Source organism: Massilia timonae CCUG 45783 (genome assembly GCF_000315425.1).
GTDB classification, from domain to species: domain Bacteria; phylum Pseudomonadota; class Gammaproteobacteria; order Burkholderiales; family Burkholderiaceae_D; genus Telluria; species Telluria timonae.
On record NZ_JH992923.1, the window covers coordinates 175,472 to 190,652 of the forward strand.

General features: G+C 65.0%; 14 protein-coding genes. 6 read left to right on the top strand and 8 right to left on the bottom strand.

Translation table 11 applies throughout. The annotated features are described in order from the left end of the window. Nucleotides 1–58 precede the first annotated feature (58 nt). Complete coding sequence (locus HMPREF9710_RS10850; RefSeq protein WP_051205069.1) at nucleotides 59–385, top strand: T6SS immunity protein Tli4 family protein; 327 nt, start codon at nucleotides 59–61, stop codon at nucleotides 383–385. 31 nt (nucleotides 386–416) lie between these two features. Further along, nucleotides 417–698 (top strand): PAAR domain-containing protein, encoded by a 282-nt coding sequence (locus HMPREF9710_RS27105; protein ID WP_005666290.1) that lies wholly within the window; start codon nucleotides 417–419, stop codon nucleotides 696–698. On the opposite strand, the gene HMPREF9710_RS10855 is transcribed toward HMPREF9710_RS27105, so the two are convergent. The 4 genes from HMPREF9710_RS10855 to HMPREF9710_RS10870 all read right to left on the bottom strand — a co-directional run bounded on the left by HMPREF9710_RS10855 (nucleotide 654) and on the right by HMPREF9710_RS10870 (nucleotide 3,347). Next, nucleotides 654–1,631: an IS481 family transposase gene (locus HMPREF9710_RS10855; protein WP_005666291.1), complete on the bottom strand. Its 978-nt coding sequence runs from the start codon at nucleotides 1,629–1,631 to the stop codon at nucleotides 654–656. The two genes, HMPREF9710_RS27105 and HMPREF9710_RS10855, sit on opposite strands and share 45 nt — an antisense overlap. A 484-nt stretch (nucleotides 1,632–2,115) precedes the next feature. Further along, the gene (locus tag HMPREF9710_RS10860; RefSeq protein ID WP_005666292.1) at nucleotides 2,116–2,559 is read right to left on the bottom strand and encodes a DUF6691 family protein; all 444 of its coding nucleotides are present in this window, start codon (nucleotides 2,557–2,559) and stop codon (nucleotides 2,116–2,118) included. Beyond that, complete coding sequence (locus tag HMPREF9710_RS10865) at nucleotides 2,556–2,996, bottom strand: YeeE/YedE family protein (RefSeq protein WP_005666293.1); 441 nt, start codon at nucleotides 2,994–2,996, stop codon at nucleotides 2,556–2,558. The genes HMPREF9710_RS10860 and HMPREF9710_RS10865 overlap by 4 nt, the downstream gene beginning before the upstream one ends. 60 nt (nucleotides 2,997–3,056) lie before the next feature. Further along, nucleotides 3,057–3,347: a hypothetical protein gene (locus tag HMPREF9710_RS10870; RefSeq protein ID WP_005666294.1), complete on the bottom strand. Its 291-nt coding sequence runs from the start codon at nucleotides 3,345–3,347 to the stop codon at nucleotides 3,057–3,059. 189 nt (nucleotides 3,348–3,536) lie between these two features. On the opposite strand from HMPREF9710_RS10870, the gene HMPREF9710_RS10875 reads away from it, so the two are divergent. Next, nucleotides 3,537–5,186 carry a response regulator gene (locus HMPREF9710_RS10875; RefSeq protein ID WP_005666295.1) on the top strand — a complete coding sequence of 550 codons (1,650 nt, stop codon included), beginning with the start codon at nucleotides 3,537–3,539 and terminating at the stop codon, nucleotides 5,184–5,186. Here HMPREF9710_RS10875 and HMPREF9710_RS10880 read toward each other — a convergent pair. Together HMPREF9710_RS10880 and HMPREF9710_RS10885 are read right to left on the bottom strand one after the other, a co-directional pair. Next, nucleotides 5,168–5,623, bottom strand: coding sequence for a response regulator (locus tag HMPREF9710_RS10880; RefSeq protein ID WP_005666296.1), 456 nt, complete (start codon nucleotides 5,621–5,623; stop codon nucleotides 5,168–5,170). The genes HMPREF9710_RS10875 and HMPREF9710_RS10880 overlap by 19 nt on opposite strands. Nucleotides 5,624–5,634: 11 nt before the next feature. Further along, nucleotides 5,635–7,878: an ATP-binding protein gene (locus tag HMPREF9710_RS10885; protein WP_005666297.1), complete on the bottom strand. Its 2,244-nt coding sequence runs from the start codon at nucleotides 7,876–7,878 to the stop codon at nucleotides 5,635–5,637. A gap of 237 nt (nucleotides 7,879–8,115) precedes the next feature. Between HMPREF9710_RS10885 and HMPREF9710_RS10890 the strand changes: the two genes are divergently transcribed. Further along, entirely contained in the window at nucleotides 8,116–10,023 is a 1,908-nt protein-coding gene (locus HMPREF9710_RS10890; protein ID WP_040776106.1) for a hybrid sensor histidine kinase/response regulator, read from the top strand. Between the two features lie 97 nt (nucleotides 10,024–10,120). Further along, the gene (locus HMPREF9710_RS10895; protein WP_005666299.1) at nucleotides 10,121–10,672 is read left to right on the top strand and encodes a DUF2325 domain-containing protein; all 552 of its coding nucleotides are present in this window, start codon (nucleotides 10,121–10,123) and stop codon (nucleotides 10,670–10,672) included. Nucleotides 10,673–10,675: 3 nt separating this feature from the next. On the opposite strand, the gene HMPREF9710_RS10900 is transcribed toward HMPREF9710_RS10895, so the two are convergent. Together HMPREF9710_RS10900 and HMPREF9710_RS10905 are read right to left on the bottom strand one after the other, a co-directional pair. After that, nucleotides 10,676–11,869: an esterase/lipase family protein gene (locus HMPREF9710_RS10900; protein WP_005666300.1), complete on the bottom strand. Its 1,194-nt coding sequence runs from the start codon at nucleotides 11,867–11,869 to the stop codon at nucleotides 10,676–10,678. Nucleotides 11,870–12,033: 164 nt separating this feature from the next. After that, complete coding sequence (locus tag HMPREF9710_RS10905; protein ID WP_005666301.1) at nucleotides 12,034–13,308, bottom strand: dienelactone hydrolase family protein; 1,275 nt, start codon at nucleotides 13,306–13,308, stop codon at nucleotides 12,034–12,036. 198 nt (nucleotides 13,309–13,506) lie between these two features. Here HMPREF9710_RS10905 and HMPREF9710_RS10910 point away from each other — a divergent pair, with 198 nt between their 5' ends. Then, complete coding sequence (locus tag HMPREF9710_RS10910) at nucleotides 13,507–15,180, top strand: MFS transporter (RefSeq protein ID WP_005666302.1); 1,674 nt, start codon at nucleotides 13,507–13,509, stop codon at nucleotides 15,178–15,180. Nucleotide 15,181 lies beyond the last annotated feature (1 nt).

Below are 15,181 nucleotides of genomic sequence, written 5' to 3' on the forward strand. Positions count from 1 at the left end.
AAAATGGTGTATCAGTTTTCAATCGCTGCCTGTATCAGTTTACAACCGCTGCTGACATCTGCGCGAGGGCAAACGGGACGTACAACATTGGAAGGGCGAAGAATCGCTCATTCGCAGGCCCGACGGCACTCACGATTTCGAGTGGGCCTTTGTCGGCACGCCGACAGACGTGGCCAATCCATCCGAGTTTCATGCCGCCATGTTTACCAAGGTTAAGGACAATATGGTCGGGGCCGCTAAGAAGGCATCGGTCACCGACGACGAGGCGGTCGCGGTATGGGACAAACTTCTTTCCAGCCTGAAGTTCCGAGTCAAAGTGCCCGGCGCACCCGAAGGTTCCTACATTTACCCAAAAGGCCAACCGGATACGTCTGCCGCCAAGTGACAATGCGGCGAAACTATAATTGGGAGCGGTGATGAAACATCAGGGCCGAGGCGTGATTCGCCTGGATGACAAGACTGATCATGGCGGCCAGGTCATCAGTGCCTCGTCGGAGACGATTGCTATAGGCAAAGCAGCGGCAATCCAGGACGACATGACCTTTTGTCCGGCATGCAAAGGGAAATTTGCGATTAAACCGGATGGTGCCGGTGCAAAGCACAAAGGCAAGCCATACGCCTACGATGGAGATGTTACCGAGTGCGGAGCCCGCCTAATTGTCAAGTCCCGCCTGTTCATAAACCCGTTTGACAAATAATTCGGGGCGCTTTTTCTGCCATTCTTTGAGCGCCAGAATTGGTGTTTTGCTGTCGATGGCGCGTTGCGGAATATGATGGTTGTAGAGCTTCAAGTAGTTCATCAAGGTCGCCTCCAGATCAGCCCTGCTGTCGAAACGGGTTTGCTGTAGCAGTTCGTTGATTCGTCCGTTGAAGCGCTCTACCATGCCATTCGTTTGCGGGTGCCGTGGCGGTGCCAGGCGATGCTCTGCCGGCAGTGCGGTACAAGCCACATCGAAGGCATGGTTGCCGCTCGGCTTCTTGTCCTTGGTAGCGAAGCGGTCAGTGAACTGAGAGCCGTTATCTGTCAGTATCTTGCTGATCTTGATCGGTGAAGCAAGCTTGAGCCGACGCAGGAAATCGACGCTGCTCTTGTCCGTCATGTCGCCATAGATGTGCATGAAAACCCATCGCGTGGCCCGGTCGATCGCGACGAACAGATAGCGACGCGAGGTTTCGTCAGGCATCTGGGGCAAGTATTTGATATCGATGTGAACGAAGCCTGGTTCGTAATCCTTGAACGTCTTTTTCGGCGCGATCGTTTCGCCTTCAGCTTTCGGGATGACATCTTCAAGACGTGACATGCCCTCGCGCTTCAAAAGGCGGGCAAGACCTGAGCGAGAGACGTCAGGATTGATGTACTGCTTGGTGACGAAGAGAAGATCGTCCAATGGCAAATAAAGCGACTGGCGCAGCGCAAGCACGATCGCTTCCTGCGCTGCGCTCAGGGTGGTCTTGAGGACATGGGCACGGTGGGAACGGTCCTGTACATCATCACGCTTGAGCCACTTCTTGGCGGTAGCCCGGCTGACATTGAAGACCTTGGCCGCCTGGCGATCTGACAGGCCCGAGTCCTTGATCTCTTGGCGCGTTTTCGGTGTAGTTCGGGCTTGCGGGTGAATGCGTGAACTCATGCTGCAAATTGCTCCTGGTGCTTTGAAATTCCGGGATTGCTGAACCCAGCAATCAACTCGTTCAGCATAGCCTTTGCTCGGAATAAAGGCCAGCTACGACGAGGAATATGATCGCACGGCACTAAACACCTAATCAGTTCTATTGACTGATCCTGTTGCAGCGACAACGATGTCCCACCTTCACAGCGCTGCATCTACTTCCACGTGGATGTAGGCGGACGATGAACCGACAGAGGGGCACGAGCGGCTCGCCCAAATAGATCGCCCGCACTGTTCGTACATGTGAGCAGTGCAAGGGCCTTGGTTGCCCATTTTATGCGTGCTTCAGAAAGGCACAGGCCCGTTAATGCCGCCGTCACATAAAAACATTTTCTACCTTGCCCCTGCGACTATCAATCCGCAGGTCCCTGGTTCGAGTCAGGGCAGGGGGCCAGAATAGGAAGGGCCGCATGCGAATGCGGCCCTTTTTGCTTTTGCAGTATGCTCACGCCGCCGCGCGCTGTTTCTCATCGCGTTTTCCGCGCCGTCCCAGCAGTTCGAACACACCCATCCCCGCCACCATCGCCAGGAAGAACAGCAGCGGTTTGCCCCCGCCCACCAGAATCGACGCCACCGCCGGCCCGGGACAATACCCGGCCAGTCCCCAACCGGCGCCGAATACCAGGCTGCCCGCCAGCAGCCGGCGGTCGATCCGCGTTGCGGTCGGCAACTGCAGCGGCTCTCCCAGCAAGGAGCGCCGCCGGCGCCGCGCGAGCGCATACGCCGGCATCGCAGCCAGCAGCGCGCCGCCCATGACGATGCCCAGGGACGGATCCCAGGCGCCGGCCAGGTCGAGGAAGGCCAGCACTTTCGCCGGATTGGTCATTTCGGAGAGAATCAGCCCGGTCCCGAACAGCAGGCCGGCCCATAAGGCGAACAGGATTTTCATGCGACGCTCCCGAACACATGGCGCAGCAAGTAGACGATGGCGAAGCCGGCGCCCATGAAGGCCACGGTCGCCGCCAGCGAGCGTGGTGAGCCGCGCGCCATGCCGCACACGCCGTGGCCGCTGGTGCAGCCGCCGCCGTAGCGGGTGCCGATGCCGACCAGCAGGCCGGATACGATCAGGGCCGGCCAGCCCGCATCGACCTCGACTTGCGGCAGCGCCGCCACCAGGGTGTAGAGCAGCGGTGCGCCGGCCAGGCCGGCGAGAAACGCCAGGCGCCAGCCGCTCTCGCCGGGCGCTGGACGCAGCAGGCCTCCCAGAATGCCGCTGACGCCGGCGATGCGCCCGTTGAACAGCAGCAGGCCGCCTGCCGCGACGCCGATCAGCAGTCCGCCGGCCAGCGCCGGCCACGGCGTAAAATTGACCCAGTCGACGTTCATCGCGTCCTCCACTCCACCTTGGACCGCGAACGCGCGCCAAAGTTGTTGGCAGCCTATCGCTCAGCGGCTCTTTTTCTTATTGGATGTGTAAGTACGCGTATAGAAATCCGGCGGCTTTTTCGCCACCCAGGCGATGAAGGCTGCGATCTCTTCGTGCCCGCGCAGCGCGTCCCAGGTATGGTAGCTCTGCAGCAGCTCGCGCTCGGTGAGCGCCGAGTGAATCTTGCGGTGGCAGATCTTGTGGATCGCGAACTGTTCCTTGCCCTTGAAGGTCTTCGGGATCAGGTGATGGCGGTCGATATTGACCGTTCCCAGGATGCGTCCGCACAGCGGGCAGAGGTTATCGACCACGTATCACTCCGGGTTGTTTTTGCTTGCTCTATGAGATATGGTGCGTAATCAATAGCTGCGCAAGACTTGTCCCGCTAATTTCAATAAGGAAAACAGGGATAACTCCCTCTTGTTAAATGGCATTGAGGTAAAATTAACCCTTACAAGTTTGCAATAACGTTCCACCAGCCCTGAAAGCGACGCCGTTGCATGATCGAAGACGACTCCACCCGCTGTTCCGTGCTGTTGATCGACGATGAATCGTTTGCCCAGGACATCATTGCCCACGGCCTGAAGGGTTGTGCCGGTCACCAGCTGATGTACGAATCCAGCCCGGAACGCGCCGTCCAGGTGGCGCGCGAGGTCGACGCGACCGTGGTGCTGGTCGACCTGCGCATGCCCGGCGGCCTCGACGGCTTTGCGGTAATCGCCCGCCTGCGCGCCCATCCCGACACCGAAGACATCCCGGTCATCCTGCTCTCGTCCGAGGACGATCCCGACATCAAGGCCAAGGCCTTCGCCGTCGGCGCCAGCGACTACATGGTCAAGTGGCCCGATCCGCGCGAGCTGGTGGCGCGCGTGCGCCACCACAGCGGCGCCTGCATCGCGCGGCGCGAGCGCGACCAGGCCTTCGCTTCGCTGCGCCGCAGCCAGGAAGAGCTGGCCGCCAGCCAGTCGGCCCTGCAGCAGGCGCAGAAGATGGAAGCGATCGGCCAGCTCACCGGCGGCGTCGCCCACGATTTCAACAACGTGCTGCAGATCATCGGCGGCAACCTGCAGCTGCTCAAGCTGGTCGGCAACCTGAACGATGCCGCCCTCAGCCGGGTCGAGATGGCGTTGTCGGGCGTCGAGCGCGGCGCCAAGCTGGCCGCGCACCTGCTTGCCTTCGCGCGCCGCCAGCCGCTGCAATCGGTGGTGATCGATCCCGGTCACCTGCTGCGCGAAATGGACGATATGGCGCGCCGCGTGCTCGGCGCCAGCACCCTGGTGCGCACCGAGATCGCGCATGGCCTCGGCAGCACCATGATCGACCCGAACCAGCTCAACAACGTGCTGCTGAACCTGGTCATCAATGCGCGCGACGCCATGCCCGACGGCGGCACGCTCACCATCCGCGGGGCCAACGTCGGCGCCGGCGACGAGCTGCCGGCCGAGGTGCCGGAGGGCGACTACGTGATGCTCGAGATCGCCGATACCGGCAAGGGCATGCCGCCCGATGTGCTGCGGCGCGCCTTCGAGCCCTTCTTCACCACCAAGCCGACCGGGCAGGGGACGGGGCTGGGCCTGTCGATGGCCTACGGTTTCGTGAAGCAGTCGGGCGGCGAGATCGTGCTGCACAGCGAGGAGGGCAAGGGCAGCAGCGTACGCATCTACCTGCCGCGCAGCAGTTCTGCGCCGGCGGCAAGCGAGGAGCACGCGTCGCACCTGCCGCTGGCCGGCGGGCTGGAGACCATCCTCGTGGTCGAGGACGAAGAAGAGGTGCGCTCGTCGACCTGCGGCATCCTGTCGGCGCTGGGCTACGAGGTGCTGGAAGCCGGCGATGCGGCCGAGGCGGCCGCCATCGTCGAGAGTGGCCGCCATGTCGACCTGGTGTTCACCGACGTGATCATGCCGGGGCCGGTCAGCAGCCTGCAGCTGGGCGAGATCGTGCGCCGCCACCTGCCGGAATGCCAGGTGCTGTACACCTCGGGCTATGCCGAGGGCGTGCTGGCGCATGAAGGCAAGCTGGACTCGTCGGTCCACCTGCTGCAGAAACCCTACCATCCGGACGCGCTCAGCGCGCGCATCCGCCACCTGCTGCGGCGCGCCAGGCGCGCCGCGAACCGGCCGTCAGCGCCGACTCACTTCGGCTTGATGTAGCGGCGCGAGCCTGGCGGCGGTTCGTTCAGCACCGCCCAGAAGATGCCGAGGTCGCCGATCGCGCGCACGAACTCGTTGAAGTCCACCGGCTTGACCACGTAGGCGTTCACGCCCAGCTGGTAGCTGCGCACCACGTCCTGTTCTTCCTTGGACGAGGTCAGCATCACCACCGGAACCGACTTGAGGCCGTCGGAGTTGCGGATTTCCTTCAGCACCTCGAGCCCGTCGACCTTGGGCAGCTTGAGGTCGAGCAGGATCACGGCCGGACTGCCGAGCTGGCGCTCGGCGAACTCGCCGCGCCGGTGCAGGTAGTCGAGCGCTTCGGCGCCGTCGCGCACCACCACGACTTCGTTGGCGAGCTGGCTTTTCGACAGCGCGATGAGCGTCAGCTCCAGGTCATGGGGATTGTCTTCCACCAGGAGGATGGGCTTGAGCATGGGAAATCGCCTTATTTAGATGGGTCTTGTTTTGGAAGGCTGAAGGAGAACGTTGCCCCTTCGCCGGGTGTCGAGTTGGCCCAGACGCGGCCGTTATGGCGCTCGACGATGCGCCGCACGTTGGCCAGGCCGATGCCGGTGCCCTGGAAGTCTTCCATGCGGTGCAGGCGCTGGAACACGCCGAACAGCTTGTGTACGTAGTCCATATTGAAGCCGGCGCCGTTGTCGGCCACGTGGAACAGGTACTCGTGGCCAGCGTCCTCGTGCCAGACGCGGATCACGGCCTGCTCGCGCTCGCCGGTGAACTTGACCGCGTTCGACAGCAGGTTGAACATCGCCAGGTGCAGGAAGCTGGGGTCGGCGCACACGGTCGGCAGGCGGTCGATGTGCCAGTCGATCTTGCGCTGGCCGATTTCCAGGTCCAGCTTGTCGATGCAGCCCGAGACCAGTTCGGTCATGTCGACCTGGGTCGGACGCAGGGCCGCGCGGCCCATCTGCGAGAACGACAGCAGGTCGTCGACCAGCTTGCCGGCCAGGCGCGCCGACTGCTTGATGTTCTTCAGGAAGCGCTCGCGCATGGCGGCGTCCTCGCTGCCGGCCGCTTCGATCAGCAGGTCGGAGAAGCCGACGATGTGGCGCAGCGGCGCGCGCAGGTCGTGCGAGACCGAATACGAGAACGCTTCGAGTTCCTTGTTGGCGCGCGTCAGTTCCTCGGCCAGTTCGGCCATCTGCTCGGCGCGCTCGAGCGCAATGCCGAGCAAGGCGCTGCGGAACTCGATCGCCAGTTCGATCTCGGCCGCGTGCCAGGGCAGGCTGTGGCCGTGGATGGTTTCGCGCCAGGCTGCGAAGCTCTGGCGCGGTGAAAGCTGGGTCGGCGCGCCCGGCGGCGCCTGCTTTTCATGGGGATTGCCGGCCCATTCCACGGTCTGCACCAGTTCTGGGCGGAACCACAGCAGGTAGTGCTGGTGGATGCGCGAGATCGGCAGCGCCAGCAGGCCGCTGGCGACGCCCGTCAGCGCGCTCGCCGGCGGGTACGCGCCGGCCAGGTGGTTCGTGTGGAACAGCTCGGTATGGCCGTGCACGGCGAGCCAGGTCGACAGGGCGCGGATCGCCTTGTCGTCCGGCGTGTCGCCATAGGTCAGGATGCGGTCGTCGACCACCACCGCCACGCCGCCAGCGCGGGCGAAGCGCAGCAGCTCGGGGAACACGCCGCTCAGGTTGTCGAGGAAGTCGGCGCCCTTGGTCAGGTGGCCCAGCATCTCGACCATGATGCGGCGCACGTCGAGGCGGAACTGCAGCTCGGCGCCATCCTCGCGCGTCTCGATGCACAGCGACAGGATCTGGCCCAGCTGCTCGCAGGCGGTGCGCTTCTCGACCGACACCGGGCAGGGTTCGGCGTTATGGCAGGAGATCAGGCCCCACAGCTTGCCCTTGACGATCAGCGACACCGACATCGAGGCCAGCGTGCCCATATTGCGCATGTACTGCAGGTGCACCGGCGAGACGCTGCGCAGGGCGGCGAACGACAGGTCGTTGCGGCTGCCCGTGACCGGATTGGCGCCCGGGACCAGCGGTGCAGCTTCGTAGTTCGCATCCTGGATCAGGCGGATCGGCGACAAGGTGTACAGCTCGCGCGCCTGGGCCGGGATGTCGCTGGCCGGAAACGACTGCCCCAGGTAGGAATCGTAATCGGGCGCCTTCGACTCGGCCACCACGCGGCCATGGCCGCTGGGGTCGAACTGGTAGACCATCACGCGGCCGTAGCCGGTCACCGAGCGCACATGGCGCGCCGCCAGGTCGGACAGGGCGGGAATCGAGGCGTGCTCGTTGACCCGCGCCAGGAAATCGGTGATCAATGGATACAGGTGGCGGAACTCGGCCGGCTGGGCGCGCTCGACGGTTTCGAATTCGGCGATGATCAACCCGTCCCAGGCATGCCCCAGCACGTCGAAATGGCGGCCGTTGGCCAGCGTGACGGTGCCGAGGTAGCCAGGACGCTGGCCCAGGGTGCCGCTGCCCAGCTCCAGCGCCAGACGTTCGCTGGCCGCCTCGCCGATTGCCTCGGCCAGCGGCCGGCCGAGCACTGCCTGCACGTCGACGCCGGTCCAGTGGGCGAGGTTGGCGCTGGCCTGCAACACCTCGAGGGCAGGCGACAGGGTCAGCATGAAGCCATGCGGCTGGATGCTTCCGGGCGTGCGGATGGGTTCCTTGTCGCAGCCGGCGATGTCGAGATGGTCGGGGAGTGGCTGGGTCATGATGCCGTGTGCTGACGAGCGGGAGAGACGAGCCTCTATTGTAGCGTGAAAGCTTGCTGCAATTTCTATACTGCTTGTCACATTTCGCGATTTACTGGGCTTTGTGTTATCGCAGGTGTTACATATTGATACCCTATATTGTTGCTAATGCACATACAGTTGCGTGGCATATTGTGGCAAAGCAGATGTATGATAGGCCACTTTACCGGACTCAGCAGACAGGAAGTCGCACTGCCCATGGACACCTCACTACCCGTCAAGCAGCCGTTAACCGACGAGCAGCGTTTTCAGTACCTGATCGCGGGCATCAGCGATTACGCGATCTACATGCTCGATCCGCAGGGATACGTCAACAGCTGGAATGCCGGTGCACAGCGTTTCAAGGGCTACCTCGAGCACGAGATCCTGCAGCAGCATTTCTCCCGTTTCTACACGCCCGAGGATCGCGCCAGCGGCCTGCCGGCGCAGGCGCTGGCCCATGCCCTGGGCCACGGCCGCTACGAATCCGAAGGCTGGCGCGTGCGCAAGGACGGCGGCCGCTTCTGGGCCCACGTGGTGATCGACCCGATCCGCGATGCCGGCGGCGAGCTGATCGGTTTCGCCAAGATCACGCGCGACGTCACCGAGAAGAAGCAGGCCGAGGACCTGCTGCGCGAGAGCGAGCAGCGCTTCCGCCTGCTGGTGCAGGGCGTGACCGACTACGCGATCTACATGCTCACCCCCGAGGGCGTGGTGTCGAACTGGAACCTGGGCGCCCAGCGCATCAAGGGCTACAGCCAGGACGACATCGTCGGCCACCACTTCTCGCTGTTCTACACCGACGAAGACCGCCTGCGCGGCCTGCCGGCGCGCGCGCTGACGGCGGCCGGCGACGTCGGCCGCTACGAGGCCGAGGGCTGGCGCGTGCGCAAGGACGGCACCCGGTTCTGGGCCAACGTCGTCATCGACGCCATCCGCGGCGACGACGGGCGGTTGCTGGGCTATGCCAAGATCACGCGCGACCTGACCGAGAAGAAGGCGGCGGCCGAGGCGCTGGACAAGGCACAGGCGGCGCTGTTCCAGGCCCAGAAGATGGAGTCGATCGGCCAGCTCACAGGCGGCATCGCGCACGACTTCAACAACCTGCTGTCGGTGATCTCGAGCGGCCTCGAGGTGCTGAGCATGCAGCGCAGCCCGGGCGGCGACGCCAAGACGCTCGACAGCATGCGGCGCGCGATCGACCGCGGCGCCACGCTGACCCAGCAACTGCTGGCCTTCGCGCGCCAGCAGCCGCTCGAACCCGAGACGCGCAACGTCAACCGCATCATCAGCGGCTTCGAATCGGTGCTGCGGCGCGCCGCCAATTCGTCGATCAACTTCGTGCTCAAGCTCGATCCCAGGGCGCCGAACGCCGTGATCGACGCCGCGCGGCTGGAGTCGGCGGTGCTGAACCTGGTGGTCAATGCGCGCGACGCCATGCCGGGCGGCGGGCGCATCGTGGTCGAGACCGTGGGTGTGGTGCTGGCCGAGGGCGAACACGCCGCGCTGGCGGCCGGCCTCTGGCTGCGCCTGAGCGTGACCGACACCGGCACCGGCATGACGCCGGAGACCATCGCGCGCGCCTTCGAGCCCTTCTTCACCACCAAGGAAGTCGGCAAGGGCACCGGCCTGGGGCTGTCGCAGGTGTACGGCTTCATCAAGCAGTCGGGCGGCGAGGTGACCATCGAGAGCACGGTGGGCGAGGGCACCAGCATCGTCATCTGGCTGCCGGCCGTGACCTCGCACGCGCACGACCTGGCGCAGATCGAGGCCGAGACCGTGCTGATCGTCGAGGACGAGCCCGACCTGCTGGACGTCGCCTCCTCGCTGTTCCTGAGCATGGGCTACGACGTGATGACCGCCGCCAGCGGCAGCGACGCCCTGAACCTGCTGGCCAGCCGCGACGTCGACATCCTGTTTACCGACGTCGTGATGCCGAACGGGATGAACGGCATCGAGCTGGCCGCCTACACGCGCAACAACTACCCGAACGTGAAGGTGATGCTGGCCTCGGGCTATCCGCAGCCGGCATTGAAGCTCGACCGCTCGCGGCTGGGGGAGTTCGCCTTCGTCAGCAAGCCATATCGGCTGTCAGACCTGGCCAGGAGCCTGCGCAGCGCGCACTAGGCGCCTGACGAAGAGTTCGCATTGAAATGAGAATCATTCTCATTTAATATGGCGCCTACGGCGCGCGGTGCGCCGTGGTTCTTCACAGGGGGTGCCGATGCTGGCCGAACGGGACGTCGATCGACTGCTATGCGAGCATGGGACGCTGTTGCGCGCCCATGCCCAACTCCAGGCGCGCTGCACGGCCCTGTTGCACGAGCAGGCCGAGCGCATCCGACGGCTCGATGCCGAGCTAATGCGCACGCGCGCGGCGGCGATCCGCAGCCTCAGCGCGCTGGCCTGGGAACGCGAAGACCGCGCCGCGCTCGAGCAAGCGGCGCCGGGCCTGAAGCGGCGCGCCGCCATGGGCCGCCAGGTCGAGGCCTTGCAGGCGCGCGTGCACGAGCTGACGCGCCGGCTGCATGCAGGCGAACTGGCCGGCCATGCTGCGCGGGCCGACGACGCCTTGCCGCGCGCACTCGACGCCAGCCTCGAAGCCAGCCTCGAAGCCAGCCTGGAAGCGGCCGACCTGGTGATCTGCCAGACCGGTTGCCTGAGCCATGGCGACTACTGGCGCGTGCAGGATCACTGCAAGCGCAGCGGCAAGGTGTGCATGCTGGTCGACCAGCCCGACCGGGTGCACATCGTGCGCATCGGGAGCCTCGCCTGAGGCTTACAAGGCGAAGATGATGTCGCTGATCTGCTCATAGAGCTTGTCGGCCGACGGCCCCTGGTTGGGCCAGTTCAGGATGTCGAAGTGGTCGTAGCCCTTGTAGTTGCCGAGGAAATTCCAGGCCCCGCGCACGGCCGTGCCGTCGTAGTCGCGCGCCGGGTGGCCGTTCGGCGAGCGCATGCTGATCGTGTTGACCACGCCATCGTTCGAGAACCAGTCGCTGTCGATCTTCACGCGGTTGGGCAGGTCGAGGGTATAGCTGCCCATGCCGCGCTGCGCCACCGAAGGCACGATCCACTCGCCGGCAAAGGATTTGAAATAGGGGATCATGTCGGCGCGCGCATACTGGAACAGCGTGGTCTGGACCGGGGCGACCACGCGGTCGGTGCCGTTGCAGCACCAGGCGCCGCCCTCGGTGGCTACCGTGCCGACCGAAAAATAATAGATGTGCGGCGAGGTGCGCGCCCATAGATTGAATTCGCGCGCCCCGTCCGGCGCCAGTTCCCAGCCCGCCACCCGGTGCCCGAGCACGTCGCGCAGCGGCAGGCGGATGCCCGGCAGGATGTTGAACACGGCATCGGTGAGGGTGGTGCCGTTGTGCGGCGCCGAGATCGTGGTCACGCTGCGGATCCAGCCGACCTTGCCGCCCTTGAACAGTTCGCCGTCGCCTTCGTCTTGCGGCGAGCCGTGTTCGAGCAGCTCGATCAGCGCCCGGATCGTGGTGCCGCCCTGGCTGTGCCCGATCATGTGGATCGGGTGGTCCTGGTCCCAGGCCGGGTACAGGGCCAGCGGATAGTCTTGCGGGTTGTTGCGCGGGTCGGCGGCCCAGCATTTGCCGGGCGGCTTTTGCACCTGGCCGGGCAAGCCGTGGTCGCGCACATGGGCCTTGCCATAGTCGACGCAGCCGCCCTTGATCTGGGCATACAGGTCGGCCGCGCGGTCCCAGTTGGACGAGATCGGGCCGACCGCCGCGGCGAACACGGCGCGTGGCCCGCGGTAGATCTGCATCTGCGAGGCGATGTCGCCATAGCCGCCCCAGTAATTGAAGCCGCTGTGCTGGAATTCCTCGGGTCCGAAGCCGAGGAAGCCGTGGACGAGGATGACGGGATAGTTATTCGCCGCGCTGCAGGCGGGAGCGGCGAACATGCCCAGCGCAACCAGCAGGGCGGCGCAGGCGCGAGCGAATCGAACCATCTGGCTTCTCCGATAAATGCGTCAAGCACATTGTCGGAGGTAGGACGACGGTCGGGTTTGCGCTGTGTCGACCCGCGGCGAAGGAATTAAAATTCACGCAAGGAAACATGCGCATGCCGCTTGACAATGCCGTGTCAAATTCCCTGTGTTTATTACTCACATGGTCAGCGCACCGTGGTGCTGCCGACCGACGTGGTCGGCTCCGAGACCGCCGTCGCCGGCGTGGCGCCCGGCGCCGGCGCGGTCGATGCGGTGGCGGCAGCCTTCTCGGCCTGCTCCAGGCGGCCGTCGGTCCACACCACGTAGTCGTCGACCGAGTACAGGCGGCACGGATCCTTGCTCTTGGCCGAGCAGGTGGCCAGCGCGCGGCCTTCCGGGTCTTCGCCTTCCTCGGCCCAGGTCCAGCCGCCGCTCGGCGACACGGCGAAGGCGCGCGGCGTCATCTTGGTCAGGTAGTCGCGGTAGGCGCGGCGGCCGTGCTCGGACAGGAAGGGCACGGCGTCGACGTCGTCCACCCCGGCGTAATCGGTGCGCGGCTGGCTCGGCGGAGGCGGGACGTCGACCACGACCGCGGTCGGCATGCCGATCTCTTTCAGGAACCGTTCCGTATCTTGCAGCCACACCTTCTCGCCGTCGCGGCTGGCCAGCATGCCGTGGGCATCGCGCTTGAATGACGGGAACTCCACCAGGCGCCCGCGGCCGCCGGCTTGGACATAGGAGGCGTGCATGCGTCCGGCCAGTTCCGGGCCGAACAGCGAGTCGTTCTGGCCATACATCCACAGGCTCGGCACCTTCGCCCTGGCGCCGTATTCGGCGAAGGCCGACACCAGCTGCGAGCGCCAGGCGCAGCGGTCGCTGTCGTCGCGCAGGCCGCCGGCGAAGTTGATCAGGCCGCGCACGCCCGGCAAGTCTTCGGTGCCGAGGGCGATCGTGGCCAGGCCGCCATACGACTGGCCGGCCACCACCATGCGCTCAGCATCGACCCAGGGCTGGCGGCGCGCATAGTCAAGGGTCGAGCGGATGTCTTCGGCTTGCGTATAGCCATTGGCCGTCATGTCGCAGCCATGGTCGCGGTAGCGGCCGCCCGACTTCGAAAAGCCCTGGCGCATCGGCACCATCACCGCATAGCCGCGCTTCACGAAGGCGCTGGCCATGTAATAGAAGCGGTCACGCGGTTGCAGGCTGGGGCGGCCGGGATCCTTGCCATGGTTGATGACGATCAGCGGGAAGGGGCCGGGACCGTCCGGCTGGAACACGGTGGTCTCGAGCGTGACGCCGCCATCGCCGGCGGGCACCTGGACGACGTGCTCGTTCATGCGGTAATCGAGCTGGGCAGGGGCGGCAGCCGGCAGTTCCTGCAGGTGCGCCACGGCTGGCAGCATGGCCAGCGCGGCAATCGAAGTGGAGATCAGGGTGCGGACGGACGGTGTTCTCGACATGGATGACTCTGGTAATGCTGCCATACGGAACAATTTCCTTACGGCATAAACCCGAGTCTAGGACGAGTAAATCTTGAGAGCAATATCCGGTTGACCAGATCGACAGGTATATTTTTGTGTGTGGCGAAAGTGACATCCGACGCGTTTTTTGACAAAGGAGTATCATCGCCTCCCTATGAGTGGTAAGGGAAATTACGCATGAGCAAGTATGCGCCGCGCGAGTGGGCACCCGACGAAAGGCCGATGATGCCCGGCTCGCCGTCCACGCCGGCGCATCCGACCCCACTGCGTTTCGCCTACCTGTTCGTCGGTGTCCTGATCACCATTACGGGCGGTCTCGGCAACGCACTGGTGACCGTCAACCTGGTCCACCTGCAGGGCGTGCTGGGCGCCTATTCCACCGAAACCACCTGGTTGCCGGCCGCCTACGTGATGGCCAACGCCTCGATGAACCTGCTGCTGGTGAAATTCCGGCAACAGTTCGGCCTGCGCCTGTTCACCGAGATCTTCCTGGTGCTGTATGCGCTGGTGACCTTCGCCCACCTGTTCGTCAACGACCTCGCTTCGGCGATCGCGGTGCGCGCCGCCCACGGCATGCTGGCGGCGGCGGTGTCGCCGCTCGGCCTGTATTACATCCTGCAAGGGTTCAAGAAGGAATGGCGCCTGCGCGGGGTGGCGCTGGCGATGGGGGCGGCCCAGCTGGCGCTGCCGCTGGCCTACATCTTTTCCAACGACCTGCTGCAGATCGCCGAATGGCGCGGCCTGTACCTGTTCGAGCTGGGCCTGGCCCTGGTGTCGCTCGGCGCCGTGCTGCTGCTCAAGCTGCCGCCGGGCGACTACATCAAGGCCTTCCGGCCGACCGACTTCGTCACCTTCGCGCTGTTCGCGCCGGGCATGGCGCTGCTGTGCGCGGCGATCAGCTTCGGCCGGGTGGAGTGGTGGTTCGAGCGTGCCTGGATCGGGATGGCGCTGGCCGGCGCGATCCTGCTGCTGGCGGCCGCGCTATGCGTCGAGCATAACCGCGCCAATCCGCTGCTGAACCTGCGCTGGCTGGCCAGCGGCAATATCGCGCGCCTGGCGCTGTCGATGCTGCTGGTGCGCATCGTGCTGTCGGAGCAGAGCGTGGGCGCGGTCGGCTTCCTGCGCGCCGTGGGCCTGGACAACGACCAGCTGCAGACCCTGTACGCGATCGTACTGGCCGCCACGGTGGCCGGGATCGTGGTGTCGGCGCTGACCATCAACGTCAAGCACCTGGTGGCGCCGCAGGTGATCGCGCTGTTGTGCATGGCGCTGGGCGCCTGGATCGACGCCCATGCCAGCAACCAGACGCGGCCCGAGCAGATGTACCTGAGCCAGAGCCTGCTCGCCTTCGGCGGTACATTGTTCCTCGGCCCCCTGGTGGTGTCGCTGCTCGGCGCCGTGATCCCGAATCCGCAGAACCTGATCAGCTTTTCGGTGCTGTTCGGCCTCACGCAGAACCTGGGCAGCCTGCTCGGTTCGAGCCTGGTGGGCACCTTCCAGGTGATCCGCGAAAAATACCATTCGTCGCTGATCGTCGAGGGCCTCTCGAGCCTGGATCCGCTGGTGGCCAGCCGCATCCAGTCCGGCGCCGCCGCGGCCGGGCGCCTGCTGGCCGACCCCGCCGCCGCGACGCGCCAGAGCCTGCAATCGCTGTCGACGACCGCGACGCGCGAAGCCAATATCCTCGCCTATAACGACGTGTTCCTGGTGCTGGCCGCCCTGGCCGCGGCGAGCGCGGCCTGGATCTTCCTGCATGCCGTGTGGCTGCACTGCTTCCCGGCCGTGCAAGCCGTGCCGACCCCCGCGCCCAAGCCGGGAACCCCACCCCCACCCGACCCCGTGACCGATTGAT